Source organism: Agromyces sp. NPDC029043 (assembly GCF_055564615.1).
Window position 1 is genome coordinate 48,080 of record NZ_JBVHVX010000008.1, and the last position, 17,708, is coordinate 65,787.

At 73.3% G+C, this 17,708-nt stretch carries 18 protein-coding genes; 3 read left to right on the top strand and 15 right to left on the bottom strand.

The genetic code is table 11. The features are described from left to right. Positions 1–12 precede the first annotated feature (12 nt). The 6 genes from ACZ4TW_RS11795 to ACZ4TW_RS11820 form a co-directional block, all read right to left on the bottom strand. Positions 13–996 carry a fumarylacetoacetate hydrolase family protein gene (locus ACZ4TW_RS11795; protein WP_465542911.1) on the bottom strand — a complete coding sequence of 328 codons (984 nt, stop codon included), beginning with the start codon at positions 994–996 and terminating at the stop codon, positions 13–15. Next, a complete protein-coding gene (locus tag ACZ4TW_RS11800) occupies positions 993–2,069 on the bottom strand; it encodes an amidohydrolase family protein (RefSeq protein WP_465542912.1) in 1,077 nt (358 codons plus the stop codon). The genes ACZ4TW_RS11795 and ACZ4TW_RS11800 overlap by 4 nt, the downstream gene beginning before the upstream one ends. Beyond that, positions 2,066–3,199 (bottom strand): FAD-dependent oxidoreductase, encoded by a 1,134-nt coding sequence (locus ACZ4TW_RS11805; protein WP_465542913.1) that lies wholly within the window; start codon positions 3,197–3,199, stop codon positions 2,066–2,068. The genes ACZ4TW_RS11800 and ACZ4TW_RS11805 overlap by 4 nt, the downstream gene beginning before the upstream one ends. A gap of 34 nt (positions 3,200–3,233) precedes the next feature. Beyond that, positions 3,234–4,235: a cyclase family protein gene (locus tag ACZ4TW_RS11810; protein WP_465542914.1), complete on the bottom strand. Its 1,002-nt coding sequence runs from the start codon at positions 4,233–4,235 to the stop codon at positions 3,234–3,236. Then, on the bottom strand, positions 4,232–5,257 hold the full coding sequence (locus ACZ4TW_RS11815) for a fumarylacetoacetate hydrolase family protein (RefSeq protein ID WP_465542915.1): 1,026 nt from the start codon (positions 5,255–5,257) through the stop codon (positions 4,232–4,234). The genes ACZ4TW_RS11810 and ACZ4TW_RS11815 overlap by 4 nt, the downstream gene beginning before the upstream one ends. Before the next feature lie 95 nt (positions 5,258–5,352). Then, complete coding sequence (locus ACZ4TW_RS11820) at positions 5,353–6,120, bottom strand: SDR family NAD(P)-dependent oxidoreductase (RefSeq protein WP_465542916.1); 768 nt, start codon at positions 6,118–6,120, stop codon at positions 5,353–5,355. A gap of 136 nt (positions 6,121–6,256) precedes the next feature. Here ACZ4TW_RS11820 and ACZ4TW_RS11825 point away from each other — a divergent pair, with 136 nt between their 5' ends. Beyond that, positions 6,257–7,060 (top strand): SDR family NAD(P)-dependent oxidoreductase, encoded by an 804-nt coding sequence (locus ACZ4TW_RS11825; RefSeq protein WP_465542917.1) that lies wholly within the window; start codon positions 6,257–6,259, stop codon positions 7,058–7,060. A gap of 58 nt (positions 7,061–7,118) precedes the next feature. Continuing rightward, a complete protein-coding gene (locus ACZ4TW_RS11830) occupies positions 7,119–7,466 on the top strand; it encodes a cupin domain-containing protein (RefSeq protein ID WP_465542918.1) in 348 nt (115 codons plus the stop codon). A 137-nt stretch (positions 7,467–7,603) separates the two neighbouring features. Here the strand turns inward: ACZ4TW_RS11830 and ACZ4TW_RS11835 are convergent, their stop codons facing one another. The 9 genes from ACZ4TW_RS11835 to ACZ4TW_RS11875 form a co-directional block, all read right to left on the bottom strand. Then, positions 7,604–8,818: an acetyl-CoA C-acetyltransferase gene (locus tag ACZ4TW_RS11835; RefSeq protein WP_465542919.1), complete on the bottom strand. Its 1,215-nt coding sequence runs from the start codon at positions 8,816–8,818 to the stop codon at positions 7,604–7,606. A 103-nt stretch (positions 8,819–8,921) separates the two neighbouring features. Beyond that, a complete protein-coding gene (locus ACZ4TW_RS11840) occupies positions 8,922–9,581 on the bottom strand; it encodes a CoA transferase subunit B (RefSeq protein ID WP_465542920.1) in 660 nt (219 codons plus the stop codon). Further along, complete coding sequence (locus ACZ4TW_RS11845; protein WP_465542921.1) at positions 9,581–10,396, bottom strand: CoA transferase subunit A; 816 nt, start codon at positions 10,394–10,396, stop codon at positions 9,581–9,583. Before ACZ4TW_RS11845 ends, ACZ4TW_RS11840 begins: the two co-directional genes overlap by 1 nt. A gap of 15 nt (positions 10,397–10,411) precedes the next feature. Next, positions 10,412–11,635, bottom strand: a complete 1,224-nt coding sequence (gene pcaDC / locus ACZ4TW_RS11850) for a bifunctional 3-oxoadipate enol-lactonase/4-carboxymuconolactone decarboxylase PcaDC (protein WP_465542922.1) — start codon at positions 11,633–11,635, stop codon at positions 10,412–10,414. Continuing rightward, positions 11,632–12,831 carry a lyase family protein gene (locus tag ACZ4TW_RS11855; RefSeq protein WP_465542923.1) on the bottom strand — a complete coding sequence of 400 codons (1,200 nt, stop codon included), beginning with the start codon at positions 12,829–12,831 and terminating at the stop codon, positions 11,632–11,634. Before ACZ4TW_RS11855 ends, pcaDC begins: the two co-directional genes overlap by 4 nt. Before the next feature lie 13 nt (positions 12,832–12,844). Next, positions 12,845–13,498: a protocatechuate 3,4-dioxygenase subunit alpha gene (gene pcaG, locus ACZ4TW_RS11860; protein ID WP_465542924.1), complete on the bottom strand. Its 654-nt coding sequence runs from the start codon at positions 13,496–13,498 to the stop codon at positions 12,845–12,847. Next, entirely contained in the window at positions 13,491–14,288 is a 798-nt protein-coding gene (gene pcaH, locus ACZ4TW_RS11865; protein ID WP_465542925.1) for a protocatechuate 3,4-dioxygenase subunit beta, read from the bottom strand. Before pcaH ends, pcaG begins: the two co-directional genes overlap by 8 nt. A 2-nt stretch (positions 14,289–14,290) precedes the next feature. Next, positions 14,291–15,484: a 4-hydroxybenzoate 3-monooxygenase gene (locus ACZ4TW_RS11870; protein ID WP_465542926.1), complete on the bottom strand. Its 1,194-nt coding sequence runs from the start codon at positions 15,482–15,484 to the stop codon at positions 14,291–14,293. A gap of 88 nt (positions 15,485–15,572) precedes the next feature. Continuing rightward, positions 15,573–16,337, bottom strand: coding sequence for an IclR family transcriptional regulator (locus ACZ4TW_RS11875; RefSeq protein ID WP_465542927.1), 765 nt, complete (start codon positions 16,335–16,337; stop codon positions 15,573–15,575). Positions 16,338–16,501: 164 nt separating this feature from the next. Here ACZ4TW_RS11875 and ACZ4TW_RS11880 point away from each other — a divergent pair, with 164 nt between their 5' ends. Further along, entirely contained in the window at positions 16,502–17,524 is a 1,023-nt protein-coding gene (locus ACZ4TW_RS11880; RefSeq protein ID WP_465542928.1) for a VOC family protein, read from the top strand. The last annotated feature ends 184 nt before the right edge of the window (positions 17,525–17,708 follow it).

Sequence of the window (17,708 nt, forward strand, 5' to 3'; positions counted from 1 at the left end):
AACTCCGTACGGTCAGGCGCGTTCGCGCGCCCGCGGGCGCATGCGAGCGGGTGGGATCTCCGGCACCGGCCGGGCGCGGCCGACCGTGTTGCGGATCTCGCCGATGCCCTCGACCCGCATCACGACCTCGTCGCCCTCGGTGAGCGGCGGCGGCGTCAGCTCGCCGGCCCGGCCCCACAGCTCGGCGAGGCATCCGCCGTTGCCGGCCGTGCCCGAGCCGAGCACGTCGCCCGGGACCACCCGCGAGTCGCGCGACGCGTAGGCGACGAGGTCGCCGAACGGCCAGCCCATGTTCGAGAGCAGGTCGTGGCCGATGCGCTCGCCGTTGACGAACACCTCCATGCGGATCGGCAGGAAGCCCTCGTCGTCGACCAGGCCGGCGAACTCGTCGGCGGTCGTGATCCACGGCCCGAGCGTCGTCGCGAAGTCCTTGCCCTTGGCCGGCCCGAGCCGCACCTTCATCTCGCGGCCCTGGATGTCGCGGGCCGACCAGTCGTTGAAGATCGTGTAGCCGAAGACGTGCGACGCCGCATCCGCCGGGTCGAGGTCGCGACCGTCGGACCCCGCGACCCCGCCGATCACGGCGCCGACCTCGAGCTCGAAGTCGAGGCGCCCCGTCGCCGGCGGGCGCACCTCGTCGCCCGTCGCGACGATCGAGTGCGGGTTCGTGAAGTAGAACGTGGGGAACGTGTACCACTCGTCGGCCACGTGGCTCGCGCCGTCGACCGACGCCGTGACGCCCTCGACGTGCTCCTCGAACGCGACGAAGTCGCGCACGCTCGCGGGCACGAGCGGGGCGAGCAGCTCCACCTCGGTGAGCGGCACGGCGGATGCTGCGGCGTCGCCCTCGACCTCGGCGGCGAGCGCCGGCAGCTCGGCCAGGCCGTCGGCGAGCACATCGGCGACCGTGAGGCCGCGCGGGAAGGGCACCACCCCGTCGCCGATCACGAACCCCTCGCCGAGGGCGCCGCCGCGGGTCCAGCGAGCGATCCTCATGCCGCTCCCCCGGCCGCGACCGCGCGCACCCGTCCCGCCGGCAGGCGAGCGCCGAGGAGTTCGACCGCGTTCCCCGAGAGCACGGCGCGCTCGTCGGCCTCGGCGAGCCCCGCCTCCCGCACGCGCTCGATCGGGTCGTCGACGCCCATGTCGAACGGGTAGTCGGTGCCGACGAGCACGCGGTCGGCGCCCGCCGCCTCCACGAGCGCACGCAGGGCGCCGGGCGTGTGCACGAGCGAGTCGAAGCGCAGGCGTCGCAGGTACGACGACGGCAGCTCGCGACATCCGTGCGCCTCGGGCCGCACCTGCCACGCGTGGTCGGAACGGCCGAGGAACGTCGGCAGGTACCCGCCGCCGTGCGCCGCCACGAGCGTCAGGTTCGGGTGCCGGTCGAGCACGCCCGAGAAGATGACGTGCGAGAGCGCGACCGCGTTCTCGACGGGCTGGCCGACGGTGTTCGAGAGGTAGTAACGGTCGAGACGCTCGTCGAGGCTGCAGCCGAACGGGTGCAGGAACACGATCGCGTCGAGCTCCTCGGCACGGGTCCAGAACGGTTCGAGCCGCTCGTCGGAGAGCTCGACGTCACCGGCGAACGACGAGAGCTCGACGCCCGCGAGGCCGTTGCCGACCACCGCATCCTCGAGCGCCGCGACGAGCAGGTGCGGATGCTGCAGCGGCACGAGCCCGAGTCCGAGCAGCCGGTCGGGCGCCCCCGACACGTGCTCGGCGATGGCACGGTTCGCCTCGCGTGCGGCCCACCCGGCGACCTCGTCGCCCGCCCAGGGGTAGTAGTGCGACGGCGACGGCGACACCACCTGCACGTCGACGCCCTGCCGGTCCATCTCGGCGAGGCGCGCGTCGAGCGAGGTGAGCAGCGGCATCCGCTCGCCGATCATGCGACCGGATGCCGCGAGGCTCTCGGGACCGTTCCGGCGGGCCTCGAGGGCCTGCGCCGCGGCGAAGCCCTCGGGGTCGCGCGCGCCGACCGCCTGCTGGAGCGCGGGCAGCAGCAGGTGGGCGTGCATGTCGACGACGGGTCGCGCGGCGTCCGTCGCGGTGGTGTCGGCGCTCATGCGGGCTGGCTCACGAGCATGGCGATGCGCCGCATGAGGCCCGGCACGTCGGCGTCCTGCACGTGGTCGATCTGCCACTGGCCGAGCTGCACCGACGCCTCGACGACCGCGGTCGCGCGCGGCAGGCGCCGGGCGTGGAACTCGTCCCACAGCGACTGGTCGACCTCGTCGCGAGAGAGCAGCAGCTCGGCGAGCACGAGCGCGTCCTCGCCGGCCTGCGCGGCGCCCTGGGCGATCGTGGGCGGGCAGCTGTGCGCGGCGTCACCGATCACCACGACCCGCCCGCGGTTCCATGCGTCGGGGATGACGTGCTGGGTGAACCACGTGTAGTTCACGCGGGAGGCGCCGTCGAGCGATTCGCGGATCTCGTTCCACGGCCCGCCGTACGCCTGCGAGAGGCCCTTCATCACCTCGACGCCCTCCTCGGGCGAGGAGAGGTGTCGATCCTGGGCGGGCTCGACAAGGAAGGCGTACATCATCTCCTCGCCCGTCGGCGTGTAGCCGGCGATGTAGACCGGGCCCCCGTAGTACAGGTCGGTCTGCGTCACGTCCTTCGGGCGGGGCACGAAGGCGCGCCAGATGCCCATGCCCGTACGTTCGGGCTCGGCCTCGATGCCGAGCTGCTTCCGGATGGACGAGTTGAGGCCGTCGGCGCCGATGAGCAGGTCGTAGCGACCCGTCGACCCGTCGCTCAGGGTGACATCGACGCCGTCGTCGTCCTGCGTGAAGCTCGAGACGGTCGTGCCGTAGTGGATGCGCGCACCCAGCTCGGTCGCGCGGTCGGCGAGGATCTGCGCGAGCTCGGGCCGGTACATCCCGGCGACCGCCGGGTACTCGGGGCCGCCCGTGCGCGCGTCGGGGATCTGCGCGATGAACGGCGCGTCCGGTCCGGGCGCGCGCAGGCCGGTCTGGTTGAAGAAGTAGCCGGCCTCCTGCACCTTCTCCCAGACGCCGAGGCGGTCGAACACGCGCAGGGCGTTGCCCTGCAGCGTGATGCCCGAGCCGAGGGCGGTGAGGTCGGGCTTGACCTCGAAGACGTCGACGTCGACGCCTCCTTCGGCCAGCAGGATGGCGGCGGCGGTGCCGGCCACTCCGGAGCCGACGATCGCGACGCGGGAGACTGCGGTCATGGGTGATCCCTCCTTCGGGATGCGTTCGGGTTGGCTACTTCAGGGCGATGGGGTTCACGGGCGAGCCGACGGCTCCCGTGATGGGCAGCGGGGGTGCGACGAGCAGGAACTCGTGGACGCCGTCCTCGGCGCAATCGGCGGCGAGCGCCTCGAGGTCCCACATCTCGCCGATCGTGAGGCCCATGTTGGGGATCACGACCTGGTGCAGCGGCTGGAACGCGTCGTCGAACTCGTTCGGCCGCACCTCGAAGCCCCACGTGTCGGTCGCGATCGCGGCGATCTCGGTGCGGTGGAGCCATCCGGCCGTCGTGAACGACAGGCCTGCGCTGGGTCCGCCGGCGTACCCGTTCCAGCCCTCGCGCAGGGCGCGCGCGTAGCGGCCGGTGCGCACGAGCACGAGGTCGCCGCGGCCGACGGCGCTCGTCGCGCCCTGCGCGGCGATGCACGCCTCGAGGTCGGCGACCGTGATGGCGTAGCCGTCCTCCAGCTCTCCGGTCTGCGGCCGCAGGTGACGGCCGACGTCGAGCAGCACGCCGCGTCCGACGATGGCGGATGCCGCGTGCTCGATGCCCGTCACGAGGTCGCCGTCGCTCGTGACCACCTGGCCGGCCGGGCGGCCGTTCCAGGCCAGGCCACGGTCGAAGATGTGGCCGAGCCCGTCCCACTGGGTGGAGCACTGGAGGGGCATCGCGATGACGTCGTCGGCGCCGCCGATGCCGTGCGGGAAGCCCTGGGTGCCGGCCGCGGCATCCGTCCCCGTGTCGAGCATCGTGTGCACCGGGTTGGTGCGGCGGCGCCAGCCCTGCTGCGGACCGTTCATGTCGAACGGCTGCGAGAGCGAGAAGCTCGCGCCGCGGCGCACGAGGCCTGCGGCCCGGGCGCGCTCGGCGTCGCCGATGAAGTTGAGCGTGCCGAGCCGGTCGGCTTCGCCCCAGCGGCCCCAGTTGCGGACCGCCTCGGCGGTCTCGGCGATGTGGCGGGCCGGGTCGGCGCGGTCGAGGGCGGCCGGGTCCTCGCTGAGGAGGTTCGTGGTCATCGTGCACGCGCCTCGGCGTGGACGCGCTCGCCCGCCGCATCCGTCGTCTCGGCCACGGCCCGCACGGTCTGCGCGCCCAGCCCTTCGATCGCGCCGACCATCACGTCGCCGTCGCGGAGCATGCGGCCGTGCACGATGCCGTTGCCGGCCGGGCTTCCGGTGAGCAGCAGGTCGCCGGGCAGCAGGGGCATGTTCTGCGACGCCCCGGCGATGAGCGCGGGCAGGTCGAAGAGGAGGTCGGAGGTCGTGGCATCCTGCATCGTCTCACCGTTGAGGGTGAGCTGCAGGTGCAGGTCGCCCGCATCGGGCACGAACTCGGCGGGGACCAGGTAGGGCCCCGTCGGCAGGAAGCCGGGCGCGTTCTTGCCGCGGTACCAGTCGGTGCCGATCTCCTTCATGTCCTCGCGGAAGACGAGGTCGCGCGTGGTGATGTCGTTGACGATCGTGTAGCCGGCGACGTGCTCCATCGCGTGCTCGCGGTCGACGCGGTACGCCTCTCGGCCGATCACGACGGCCAGCTCGAGCTCCCAGTCGTGCTGGTCGCTGTACGAGGGCAGCACGAGGTCGACGTCGTCGCCGACCACCGCGGCGGGCAGGCCGATGAAGAAGTACGGCGTGCCCTCGCGCGCGCGGCGGTCCATCATGTCGGCGGCCCACTCGCGCAGCTCCTCGATGGGGCGCGGGTCGTTCTTGGCCCGGCCGGCGGCGACGAGGTCGATGACGTGCGTGCGGTAGTTCGCACCGGTCTGCAGCACCTGGCGCGGCGTGACGGGTGCGGTCAGCGTGACGTCGGCGAGCGGATGCCACGGGCCCTCGGCCTGCTCGGCGACCCGACGCAGCCGGTCCCACGATGCCGGGGCCTCCGCGAGGAACGCGTTGAGGTCGGGCGCTCCGAGCTCGTCGGGGTCGATCGCGCGCACCCGTTCGCCCGCGACGAGCCCGAGACGCGGCTCCTCGCCGTCCGCCGCGCGGAAGCGGACGATGGCGAAGGGTGCGGTGAGGCCGGCGGACGACGATGTCACGGGTGTCTCCAATCACGCGCGCGTCGGTGGGCGGCGTGGATCCAGTCAAGCGCGTGAGCCGGTATCAGTGAAGGGCCGATCCATGATGGAGTCCATCACTCCTGTGGATGCGCTGAGCCCATGGCGCGCGCGATCGGCAGTCCGCCCGCGTGGCCCGTCAGGCCGCCGTCGACGGCGACCTCGGTGCCCGTCACGAACGAGGCATCCGGCGACAGCAACTGCAGGATGACGGCCGCGACCTCCCCGGGCGTGCCGGTGCGGCCGAGCGGGGTGCCCGCCAGGTTCGCGTCGCGGAACGCGCCGGGCGCGCTCGCGGTCATCGGCGTCTCGATGAAGCCGGGGCTGACGAGGTTGACGCGGATGCCGCGGGGCCCGAGCTCCATCGCCGCGGTCCTCGTGATGCCGCGGAGCGCCCACTTGCTCGCGCCGTAGGCGATGCCGTAGTGCGCCATGAGGCCGGCGGCCGACCCGACGTTGACGATCGAGCCGCCGTCGCGCATGAGCGGTGCGAGCGCCTGGATGCCGAGCGCCGGCCCGATCGCGTTGACGGCGAAGGCCTGCTGGAAGTCGTCGGGCGTCGCGTCGTGCAGGCGGGCGCGGCGCGTGATGCCCGCGGCGTTGACCAGGCCGGCGAGGGCAGCGGTGTCGCTGCCGAGCCGCGCCGCGAGCCCGGCCCAGGCGGAGGGGTCGGTCACGTCGAGCCGCACGCGATCGACGCGCGGTGGCGCGGGCTCTGCGGCACCCCAGGTCAGGTCGGCGGCGACGACCAGCGCCCCGGCCGCGAGGAGTCCCGCGACCGTCGCGGCGCCGATCCCGGAGGCCGCGCCCGTCACCGCGTACGTCCGACCCTCGATCGATCCCATCGGCGCCTCCTCGTCGTGACCACCAGTCGATCCATCGTCGCGCGAGGACGCCCCCGTGATGCGGCGCATCACGAACCCCGATGACGCGGCACCTCGGGGCTCCGTACACTCGCGAGGACGCGTCGAGGAGGATGGCATGGGCGAGGGTGCGGGCAACGACACCGGATCGGCACTGCATCCGGCGCGCCTGTTCTCGTGTGCGGGGCAGGTCGCCGTGGTGACCGGTGGGTCGTCGGGGATCGGGCTCACGGCTGCCGAGGCCCTCGCGGCCGCTGGCGCCCGGGTCGTCATCGTCGGCCTGCCCGACCGGGATCCGGACGCGGCGGCACGAGCGCTGCGCGATCGGGGGCTGGAGGTCGAGGGCCTCGCGGCCGACCTCACCGTGGAGGGCGCCGGCACCGACCTGGTCTCGACCGTTCTCGATCGCTGGGGACGCCTCGACACCGTGCTCGCGAACGCGGGCGCCGCCCTCGACGCATCGGGGCGGATCGACCTCGGCGCGCTCGACCGCATGTACGCCGTGCACGTGCGCTCGGTCGCCGAGTTGGCGAACGCCGCCGTGCCGGTGATGGCGGATGGCGGCGGCGGCGCGTTCCTCGTCATGTCGAGTCTCGCCGGCCTGCGCGGCAACCGCGTCCTGTCGGGCTACGGCATCACCAAGGCGGCGAACGCGCAGCTCGTGCGGAATCTCGCCGTGCAGTGGGGGCCCGCCGGCGTGCGGGCGAACGCGATCTCACCCGGCATCATCGCGACCGACTTCGCACGGTCCATCACCGACGATCCCGACGCGGCGGCACGTCGCCGGAAACGGACGCCGATCGGTCGGTTCGGCCGGCCGGAGGAGGTCGCCGGCGCGGTCGTCTGGCTCGCGTCATCCGCCGGCGCCTTCGTGACGGGCCAGAACATCGTGATCGACGGCGGCACGCTGATCGCGGACTGACGCCGCTCGGCCCCGCGATTGGCATACTGGACGGCACACCGTCCGGACGGAGGACTCCGTGGCCGACCTGACCGAACTCGCTCGTACCCACCTCGCCGCCGCGCTCACCGACGAGCACGGCCGGAGCGCCGAGCTGATCCTCCGCGACGGACCCATGCGACAGACGATCATCGCGCTGCGGTCGGGCGCCCAGCTCTCCGAGCACAACTCGCCCGCGGCCGCGAGCGTGCAGGTGCTGTCCGGGCGGATCCGCGTCACCGGGCAGGACGTCGCCGAGGTTCCCGCCGGCCGCGTCGACGTGCTCACCCATGACCGGCACTCGGTGCTCGCGCTCGAGGACTCGGTCTTCCTGCTCACGACCGTGACCGGCATCGAGCCCACCGGCGGGCCCGAGCGCGCCCGCTGACCCGCCGGAGAACGGCCGCATCGGCCCGCCCTGCGGGGCCGTTCACCGGAAGTTCCGCGGTCCTCAGGTCGGAATCGCCGAATCCGTCCGGCACATCGCGGATTCTCCTGTGATCGGGGCGCGCGAATCGGCGCAGATCAGGCGCGGGCGAACACCGCGGCGAGCGCCTGGCCGCCCCCGATGCACATCGTCTCGAGCGCGAGCTCGCCGTCGAGCGCGGGCAGCTCGTGCGCGAGCGTCGCGAGTATCCGGATGCCGGTGGCCCCGATCGGGTGACCGATCGAGATGCCGCTTCCGCGCGGGTTCAGGCGCGGGTCCTCGGCGTCGAGTCCCCAGTCGGCGAGGCACGCCAGCACCTGCACGGCGAACGCCTCGTTGAGTTCGATCACGTCGAGGTCGTCGAAGCGGATGCCCGCCCGGTGCAGCGCGAGGTTCGCCGCCGGGACGGGCGCGACGCCGAAGCGCAGCGGGTCGTTGCCCGCGACCGCCCACGACACCAGCCGCAGCATGGGCGTCAGGCCGAACTCGGCCGCACGCTCGGGCGTCGTCACGATGCACGCGGCCGCGGCATCGTTCTGTCCGCTCGAGTTGCCGGCGGTGACGGTGGCGTCGGGGTCGCGCCGTCCCAGGATGGCGCGCAACGATCCGAGCGCCTCGAGCGTCGTGTCGCCGCGCGGGTGCTCGTCGCGGTCGATGACGACGCTCCCCCGGCGGCCCTCCACCTCGACCGGCACGAGCTCGGCGTCGAATGCGCCCGACTCCTGCGCGGCGACCGCGCGGCGGTGCGATTGCAGCGCGAACGCGTCCTGCGCGTCGCGCGAGATCCCGTACTCGGCGCGCAGCAGCTCGGCCGAGCCGACGTTGCCGTCGGGCGTCGGGAACCGCCGGCCCCCGACGGTCTCGCGACCGCGCGAGAGCGCGTCGTGCAGCATCAGGCCGGCCCCGGCGATGCCCCGCCGGCCCTCGACCGTGTAGAGCGGGGCGTTCGACATCGACTCGACCCCGAGGGCGACGACGGCATCGGCGACCCCGGTCTGCACCTCCATGGCCGCGTTGAGCACCGCCTGCAGTCCCGACCCGCAGCGGCGGTCGAGCTGATAGCCGGTCGTCGTGACGGGGAAGCCCGCGTCGAGCGCGGCGACCCGGCCGATCGCGGGCGCCTCCATGGTCGGGTAGCCCTGGGCGGCGATGACGCCGTCGATCGCGGCGGGGTCGATGCCGGTGCGCTCGAGCAGGGCGGTGAGCACCGTGGTCGCGAGCTCGAGGGCGGCGACCGGTGCGAGCGCGCCGCCCATCCGTCCGACCGGGGTGCGCAGCGGCGCGCAGACGACGACCTCGCGCAGCTCGGTCACAGGCGGCCACCCCCCGACCTGCGAGTCGTCGGATCTCCGACGCGACGCGCCGACGGCGTCCCCGTGTGTCGTGCAGTTCGTCCGACGAATGCCACGACGAGCGTCATCGCGTGGCCTCCGCACCGAGGCCCGGCGACACCGTGACGGGCGCGCCCGTGGCATCCGTGACCTGCTCCACCGTGACGCCGGGCGCCAGCTCGACGAGCACGAACCCGTCGTCGGTCACGTCGAACACCGCGAGGTCGGTGATGACCCGGTCGACGCAGCGACGCCCGGTCAGCGGCAGCGTGCACTCCTGCACGAGCTTGGCCGAGCCGTCCTTCGCGACGTGCTCCATGACGACGATCACGCGCTCGGCGCCGTTGACGAGGTCCATGGCGCCACCCATGCCCTTGACCATCTTCCCGGGCACGGCCCAGTTGGCGATGTCGCCGTGGGCCGACACCTGCATGGCACCGAGGACCGCGGTCGTGATGCGCCCGCCGCGGATCATGCCGAAGCTCGCGGCCGAGTCGAAGTACGCCGCGCCCGGCAGCACCGTCACGGTCTCCTTGCCGGCGTTGATGAGCTTGGGGTCCTCCTCGCCCTCCCACGGGTACGGGCCGACGCCGAGGATGCCGTTCTCGGAATGCAGCACGACCTCGACGCCACCCGGCAGGTGGTTCGGGATCAGCGTCGGCAGGCCGATGCCGAGGTTGACGTACGTGCCGTCCTCGAGCTCGCGGGCTGCGCGGGCCGCCATCTCGTCGCGGGTCAGGGGCATCAGCGGGCCTCCTCGGCCTGGTCGGTGGCGGTTCCGGATGCCGCGGGCCGGCGCCGCACGGTCACCTTCTCGATCGGCAGGTCGGCGGCCTGCTCGGGCGTGAGCGCGACGACGCGGTCCACGTAGATGCCCGGCAGGTGGATGTCGTCGGGCCCGAGCTCGCCCGGCTCGACGAGCTCGTCGACCTCGGCGATCGTCACCTTCCCGGCCATTCCGGCGAGCGGGTTGAAGTTGCGGGTCGACTTCTCGAACCGCAGGTTGCCGTGCCGGTCGCCGACCGCGGCGCGCACGAGTCCGTAGTCGGTGCGGATGGCGCGCTCGAGGACGTACTCGCGGGTCCGGCCGAACGAGTCGAACGGGCGCAGCTCCTTCGGGTCGCTGGTCAGCGCGACCGAGCCGTCGGATGCGTAGCGCAGCGGCATCCCGCCGTCGGAGACCGCCGTGCCCGCGCCGGTCGCCGTGTAGAACGCCGGGATGCCGACGCCGCCCGCGCGCAGCCGCTCGGCCAGCGTGCCCTGCGGCGTGAGCTCGACCTCGACCTCGCCCGAGAGGTACTGGCGGGCGAACTCGCGGTTCTCGCCGATGTACGACGCGATGACCCGGCGGATGCGGCCGGCGGCGAGCAGCTCGCCGAGGCCCCACCCGTCGACGCCGCAGTTGTTCGAGACGACCTCGAGCTCGCCGACGCCGCGCGCGAGCAGCGCCCGGATGATCGTGATCGGCACGCCCGACAGGCCGAAGCCGCCGACGGCGAGCGACGCGCCCGAGGGGATGTCGGCGACGGCCTCGTCGGCCGTCGCGAAGGTCTTGTCCATGGGTCCTCCGGGGATTCAGGGGGTCTCGTCGGGGGCGTCGGTGGTGGATGTCGCGGCGTCGAGGTCCGCGAACACGGCGCGCATGATCGCGAACGCCGAGTTCGCCGCCGGCAGGCCGGCGTAGAGCGCGGTGTGCAGCAGGACCTCGGCGATCTCGTCGCGCGAGAGCCCGTTCCGAAGTGCGGCGCGCACGTGCATCGCGACCTCGTTCTCGTGGCCGCCCGCCGTGAGGGCGGCGAGCGTGGCGATCGAGCGCTCGCGGCGCGACAGCCCTGGCCGCGCCCAGACGTCGCCCCACGCGTACCGCGTGAGGAAGTCCTGGAACGCCGCGGTCTCGGACGTCGTCGCCGCGACCGCGCGGTCGACGTGCGCGTCGCCGAGCACCTCGCGGCGCACGGTCATGCCGCGGTCGTGGGCGACGGATGCCGCGCCGGCGCGCTCGGCGGCCGCGACGTGCTGCGCGATCAGCTCGGCGGCCGCAGCGGGCTCCTCGAGCACGGCGAGGTGCGACGCGCCGTCGAGGGCGACGTGCCGGCCGCCGGGGACGGCGTCGGCGAGGTCCTGCATGGACGCCGGCGTGGTCACGGCGTCGCGCTCGCCGCTGATCGCGAGGGTCGGCACCTGAAGATGCTCCAGGTCGGCGGTCCGGTCGAAGTCGGCGAGCGACTCGGCGCAGCGCGCGTACGACTCGTCGTCGACGTCGACGAGCGTCGTGAGCGACGCGGCGCCCGGGCCGCCGCCCTCGCGCTCGAGGAACCCGGGCGCGAACCAGCGGGCCGCGCTGCCGGTGACGAGCGACGCGGTGCCGCTCGCGCGCACCGCCGCCGCGCGCTCGGCCCACCCGTCGGGCGTGCCGATCCGTGCGCCGCTGCAGCTCGTGACGAGCGAGCGCACGCGCTCGGGATGCGCGACGGCGAGCTCGAGTGCGATCGCACCGCCGAGCGACACCCCGGCGACGTGGAACGCCCCGCCGCCGGCCTCGTCGACCACGGCGAGCACGGCGTCGGCGAGCTCGCCGATGGTGAACGCGTCGCCCGAGGCGGGCGAGACGCCGTGCCCGGGCAGGTCGACGCGCAGGATCCGCAGGCCGGCGGTCCTCGGGTCGGCTCGGAGCCGGGTGACGACGCCGTCCCAGAGGGCGCTCGTGGTGCCGAGCGAGGGCAGCAGCACGAGCAACGGGTTGGCCGCGGCGGGCGCGGCGCCGGGTGCGAACGAGCCGAGCAGGCGGGGAACGGTCATGGTCGGGCCTCCTGGTCGGCCGCGCCGGCGGAACCGGCGAGTCGGGTGAAACGGTCGACGGCGGCGTCGACGATGCGGTCGGATGCCGCGGCGAGCACGTCGCGATCGGGGCGCGCGCCCGCCCGCCCCGCCCCGGCCAGCACGACGGCGGCGCGGTCGGCGACGAGCTCCATCCCGTCGACGAGGCGGAACGCGGCATCCGCCGCCGAGCGTGCGAGCCGGACGAGGCGCCGCAGCGAGGACCATTCGGCGTGCCATCGTCCCGCCGACCGCTCGTCGCCCGCCACCGCGGCGCTCGCGACGACCTGCAGCAGGCCGGGCGCCTCGACCGCGGCCGCCGTGACCCGCACCGCGTCGACCGGGTTCTGCTTGTGCGGCATGGCCGACGATCCGCCTCCGCCGGCGAGGCGCACCTCGCCGACCTCCTCGCGTGAGAGGAACGTGGCGTCGCCCGCGACGCGTCCGAGTGCCGCGACGACCGAGGCGGCCGCCGAGGCGACCGCGAGCACGGGCGTGCGCTCGACCTGCCACGAGCGACCGGGGTCGGCGAGCCCGAGTCGGCGCGCGAGCTCGGCGCGGACCTCCTCGGCGCCCGTGGCTCGGCCGGCCGCGACATCCGCCGCCGCACCCGTTCCGACGGCACCGCCGAACTGCACCGGGAATGCGAGCCCGTCGAGCACGGCGATCGCCGAGCCCACCCCGTCGAGCCAGCCCGCGGCGAGCACCCCGAGCGTGGAGGCCTCGCCGTGCCGCGCGATCGACCGTGCGATGCGCGGGCTCCGCCGATGCGCCTCGGCGAGCGCCGCCAGCGAACGGCCCGCCTCGACGAGCGAGGCTCGGGCGTCGGAGAGCGCGTCGCGCGCGACGAGCATGAGCGCGGTGTCGACGACGTCCTGGCTGGTCGCGCCGAGGTGCAGCCGGTCGGCCGGCAGCCCGGCCGCCTCGAGCTGCGCGCGCAGCGCGGGCACCAGCGACACGACCGGCACGCCGTCGCGGACCACGCCTGAGCGCAGTGCCGCGCGGTCGAGCGCCGCGGCATCGAGTGCGTCGGCCTGCGCGTCGAGGAACTCGCCGAGCACGCTCCCCCAGGCCAGGAGCAGCGCGCGCTCGACCTCGACCATCGCGGCGAGCACCGCGTCGTCGTCGGTGCCGGTCGCGTCGGCCGCACCCGGATCGATGAGTCCCCAGTCGGTCATCGCTCCATCCTGCTCAGACCTCGGTGCCGTAGTCGAGGAACACGGTCTCGCCCTCGCCCTGCAGCCGGATGTCGAAGCGGTACGAGCGGGGCGCGTCGGACTCGGCGATGAGCGTGCCGCGGCGCGAGGCGTCGACGCGGGCGAGCAGCGGATCGGCGGCATTCGCGGCCGGCTCGTCGCCGAAGTAGGCGCGCGTGAACAGGTGGTGCAGCACGCCGCGCGCGAAGATCGTGACGAGCAGGTACGGCGCCGAGCCCTCGCGCGCCGGCCCGGGCTTGATCGTCGTGAACGAGAAGTGCCCGTCGCGGTCGACGGCCGCGCGGCCGAAGCCCGCGAAACCGTGCTGGTCGCGATAGAACGCCCCGCGGTCGGTGGAGGGCCGGCCCGAGGCATCCGCCCCCCAGATCTCGACGATCGCGTCGGGGATCGGGTCGCCCGCGCCGTCGAACACGGTCCCGTGGAGGCGGATGGCGTCGGGCTGCCACGGCGCGCGCACGTCGGGACCGCCGGCGTACGGCAGCGCGTAGCCGAAGAACGGGCCGACCGTCTGCGACGGGGTCTGCGCGAGCGGGCCGACGTGCTCGCCCGGGTGCACGTGGGCGCCGGGGAGGTCGGTGGCGTCGAAGGCCTCGGCGCCCGTCTCGTCGGGCAGGGACTGCTCAGGCATGGTCGGCGTCCTCCGGCTCCATCCAGGTCGACCTCGGGCCGGTGAGCACGACGTCCCACCGGTAGCCGAGCGCCCACTCGGGCTCGCTCACGTCGTGGTCGTACTGCGCGACGAGCCGCTCGCGCGCCTTCGGGTCGACGATCGACTGGTAGATCGGGTCGAGGGCGAACAGCGGGTCGCCCGGGAAGTACATCTGCGTGATCAGCCGCTGCGTGAAGGCGCTGCCGAAGAACGAGAAGTGGATGTGCGCCGGGCGCCACGCGTTGCGGTGGTTCTTCCACGGGTAGGCGCCCGGCTTGATCGTCGTCAGCCGGTACGAGCCGTCGTCGCCCGTGATGATGCGCCCGACGCCCGTGAAGTTCGGATCGAGCGGCGCGGGGTGCTGGTCGCGCTTGTGCACGTAGCGACCGGAGGCGTTCGCCTGCCAGATCTCGATGAGTTGGTTGCGCACCGGTCGCCCCTCGCCGTCGAGGATCCGGCCGGTGACGATGATGCGCTCGCCGAGCGGTTCGCCCGCGTGCTGGATCGTCATGTCGGCCTCCTCGGCCGCGACGTCGGTGTGCCCGAACGCGGGCGACACGAGCTCGATCTCCTCGGGGTCGGCGCGCACCAGTTCGTGGGTCGGATGGCGCAGCACGGTCGAGCGGTACGGCGCGAAGTCGCGGCGGGGGTGCGCGGCGAGCGAGCGACCGGCCGATGCCGCGGCATCCGTGTCGCTGCGATGCCGTTGTGCGATCTCGTCGCTGATGGCCTGCTGCCCGGTCTCGGGCTGGGGTGCGGGTCGTGGCATGGTCACTCCGTGGTGAAGGGAAGTCCGGCGTACTGCTCGGCGAGGCTCTGCATGGCGGCGTGCGAGCCGGTGACGTACTCGAGCTGGCCGACCTGGCTGCGGTAGCGGAACGCGCGCGCCGCGGCATCCGGAACCTCGTGGTGCACGTGCAGCATCTCGGTCATCCACTGCGAGAAGTGCTGCACCTTCCACTGCCGGGCCAGCGCGCGCTCGCTGTAGCGCGCGAGGCCGCCGTCGTCGCCGGCGCGGTGGTCGAGGATGGCGCGGGCCAGCAGCGCCACGTCGGCGATCGCCGAGTTCAGGCCCTTCGCGCCGGTCGGCGGCACGATGTGCCCCGCGTCGCCCGCGAGGAACATGCGGCCGTGCTGCATCGTGGAGACGACGAAGCTGCGCATGGGCGTGATCGACTTCTCGGTGATCGGGCCCTCGGTCAGCTCCCAGCCGTCGACGCCGAGGCGGGTCTGCAGCGCGTCCCAGATGCGGGCGTCGCTCCAGTCGTCGATCGACTCGTCGGGCGCGACCTGCACGTACAGGCGCGACACCTCCAGCGAGCGCATCGAGTGCATCCCGAAACCGTCGCGGTGCAGGGCGTAGATCAGGTCGTCGGTCGAGGGCGGCACGTCGGCGAGGATGCCGAGCCAGCCGAACGGGTACGAGCGCTCGAACACCTCGATGCCGCCGTCGGGGATGCTGCGGCGGCAGACCCCGTGGTAGCCGTCGGCGCCCACGACGAAGTCGCACTCGAGCTCCTCGGTCGCGCCGTCCTTCGTGTAGATGACGGTCGGGCGCGTGCCGGTCACGCCGACCGGCTCCACGTCCTTCGCCTCGAACACGACGTTCGAGCCGATGCGGTCGTGCTCGGCAAGGAGGTGCCGCACGAGCGCCTGCTGGCCGTACACCGTCACGGTGCGGCCGACGAGGTCGACGAAGTCGACGTGGTGGCGCTGGCCCTCGTACTGCAGGTAGATGCCGTGGTGCGTCAGGCCGCGCTCGCGGAGATCGGTGTCGAGGCCGTGCTCGGCGAGCAGGTCGACCGAGCCCTGCTCGAGCACCCCGGCGCGGATGCGGCCGAGCACGTGCTCGCGGGTCTGCGCCTCGAGGATCACGAACGGCACACCGGCCTGGGCCAGCAGGTGACCGAGCATCAGGCCGGCTGGGCCCGCGCCGATGATGGCCACGGAGGTGGACTGTCGCACGTTCACGCCTCTCACGTCGTCGGAAGAACGTGACCAGCATGGATGTCACGACGGCGAGCCGCAGGGGGCCTTCCGCCCAGTGGAAGGATTACTCGCCGGGTCGTCGGTACCCCAGCGCCGACGAGATGCCGCGCGCCGCCATCCGCACGCCCAGCGCGAACTGCGGCTCGCCGACCCGCTCGACGTGCGCGATGATCGACACCGCCGCCACGACCTCACCCGTGGCATCCCGCACCGGCGCGGCCACCGAGAATGCCCCGCGCGTGAGCTCCTCGACGGAGGTCGACAGTCCGAACGAGCGGATCTCCGCGAGCCGGCGCCGCAGCTCCCGGTCCTCGGTCAACGTGTTCGGGAGGAACTTCCGCGGCTTCGACGCGAGCACCTCGTCGAACACCTCGGTCGGCGCATGCGCCAGGAGCACGAGCCCCACGCCGGTCGCGTGCAGCGGCAGGCGCGAGCCGACATCCGAGATCGCCTCGACCGCCCCGTGGCCCGACAGCCGCTCGAGGTAGACGGCGCCGAGCCCGTCGCGGACCGCGAGGTGCACGTGCTCGCCCGTCGACTCGAGCAGGTCGTCGAGATACGGCCGCGCGATGCGCCTGAGGCGGAGCGCGGTGGGCTGGCGCACGCCCAGTCGCCAGAGCCGCATGCCCACCCGGTACCGTCCGTCGTCGCCGCGCACGAGCCCGCCCCACTGGACCCACTCGCGCACGAGCCGGTGCGCGGTCGAGAGCGGCAGGCGCGCGCGCGACGCGATCTCGCTGAGGCTCAGGTCCTCGCGGCCGGCGAACGCGTCGGCGATCGCGAAGAGCTTCTCCGCCACCGAACGCGAGTCCGCGCCGCCTCCCGACATGGGCACATGCTAGCCCCGCGGCATCCGCATCAGCCGCGGCGATGGTCGGCATCAAGAGATTCGGGTTCCCTGATACCGGGCGAGCGCCGACAGTGGAAACGTGCCCCGAACGGCACCCCGTACCACGCGGTCGTCATCACCGCACTCCGACTGAAGGATCGACGATGATCAAACTCCTCTCCCACCTCTCCTACCTCGAGATCGCGGCGCCCGACGTCGAGGCCTCCGTCCGCTTCTACGAGGAGCAGGTCGGGCTTCGGGTCCAGTCGCGCGCGAACGGCAAGGTCTACCTGCGCTCGTGGGGCGACTACTACAACTACTCGCTCGTGCTCACCGAGGGCCCCGAGCCCGCGCTGAACGTCATGGCGTGGCGCACCTCGAGCCCCGAGGCGCTCGACGAGGCGGCCAAGCGCATCGAGGCCGCCGGCGTCACCGGCGAGTGGATCGCCGAGGGGCACGGGCACGGACGCTCCTACCGCTTCACCGGCCCGTGGGGACACACCATGGAGCTGTTCTGGGAGGTCGAGAAGTACGTCGCCCCCGAGGAGTTCCGGTCGGTCTTCCCCGACCGCCCGGAGAAGCGCACGCAGCACGCCGTCGGCCCGCGTCAGCTCGACCACGTGACGGTCGCCGCGTCCGACGTGCGCGCGTTCACCGAGTGGTACCGCGACGTGCTCGGCTTCCGCATCATGGCCTACACGACGCTCGACGACTACCCCGTCACGGTCTTCGGCGTGATCACGACGAACGAGAAGTCGCACGACCTCGGCGTCGTGCTCGACAGCTCGGACCGCCCGGGCCGCGTGAACCACTACGCGTTCTGGGTCGACTCGCGCGAGGAGCTGCTCCAGGCGGCCGACGTGCTCATGGAGCGCGGAACCCACATCGAGTACGGTCCCTCGATCCACGGCGTCGGCGAGCAGAGCTTCCTGTACTTCCGCGACCCGAGCGGGATGCGCATCGAGTGGAACACCGGCGGCTACCGCAACTACGTTCCCGACTGGGAGCCCGGCGAGTGGAAGCCCTCCACCGGGTCGAACAACCTCTACCGCAACGGCGCGATGCCGATGTCGATGACCGAGTCGTTCCCGCCCGACCCCGGTAAGCCCTCCGCGACCGAGGAGGGCATCGTGCCCGGCACCGAGGAGGCCATCCTCAACCCCTACGCGGTGCAGGGCCGGGGCTGACGGAAGCTCGGCCGGTCGGAGTCCTCCCGCTCGGCCGGGCGCAGCGCAACGCGACGACGGATGCCGCAGGTGTGGAGCCTGCGGCATCCGTCGTTCGCGTTCTCTCCGCGAGGGGGGGGGGAAAGGAGAAAAGGGGGGGGGGGGGGGGGGGGGGTTTGGGCCCCCACCCCCAACAACAAAAGCC

Bases quoted from the DNA above. Each gene is read 5' to 3' on its own strand.
- ACZ4TW_RS11845 (WP_465542921.1), bottom strand. From the start codon at position 10,396: ATGGACAAGACCTTCGCGACGGCCGACGAGGCCGTCGCCGACATCCCC.
- ACZ4TW_RS11820 (WP_465542916.1), bottom strand. From the start codon at position 6,120: ATGGGATCGATCGAGGGTCGGACGTACGCGGTGACGGGCGCGGCCTCC.
- ACZ4TW_RS11805 (WP_465542913.1), bottom strand. From the start codon at position 3,199: ATGACCGCAGTCTCCCGCGTCGCGATCGTCGGCTCCGGAGTGGCCGGC.
- pcaG (WP_465542924.1), bottom strand. From the start codon at position 13,498: ATGCCTGAGCAGTCCCTGCCCGACGAGACGGGCGCCGAGGCCTTCGAC.
- pcaH (WP_465542925.1), bottom strand. From the start codon at position 14,288: ATGCCACGACCCGCACCCCAGCCCGAGACCGGGCAGCAGGCCATCAGC.
- ACZ4TW_RS11810 (WP_465542914.1), bottom strand. From the start codon at position 4,235: ATGACCACGAACCTCCTCAGCGAGGACCCGGCCGCCCTCGACCGCGCC.
- ACZ4TW_RS11840 (WP_465542920.1), bottom strand. From the start codon at position 9,581: ATGCCCCTGACCCGCGACGAGATGGCGGCCCGCGCAGCCCGCGAGCTC.
- pcaDC (WP_465542922.1), bottom strand. From the start codon at position 11,635: ATGACCGTTCCCCGCCTGCTCGGCTCGTTCGCACCCGGCGCCGCGCCC.
- ACZ4TW_RS11795 (WP_465542911.1), bottom strand. From the start codon at position 996: ATGAGGATCGCTCGCTGGACCCGCGGCGGCGCCCTCGGCGAGGGGTTC.
- ACZ4TW_RS11880 (WP_465542928.1), top strand. From the start codon at position 16,502: ATGATCAAACTCCTCTCCCACCTCTCCTACCTCGAGATCGCGGCGCCC.
- ACZ4TW_RS11875 (WP_465542927.1), bottom strand. From the start codon at position 16,337: ATGTCGGGAGGCGGCGCGGACTCGCGTTCGGTGGCGGAGAAGCTCTTC.
- ACZ4TW_RS11825 (WP_465542917.1), top strand. From the start codon at position 6,257: ATGGGCGAGGGTGCGGGCAACGACACCGGATCGGCACTGCATCCGGCG.
- ACZ4TW_RS11855 (WP_465542923.1), bottom strand. From the start codon at position 12,831: ATGACCGACTGGGGACTCATCGATCCGGGTGCGGCCGACGCGACCGGC.
- ACZ4TW_RS11800 (WP_465542912.1), bottom strand. From the start codon at position 2,069: ATGAGCGCCGACACCACCGCGACGGACGCCGCGCGACCCGTCGTCGAC.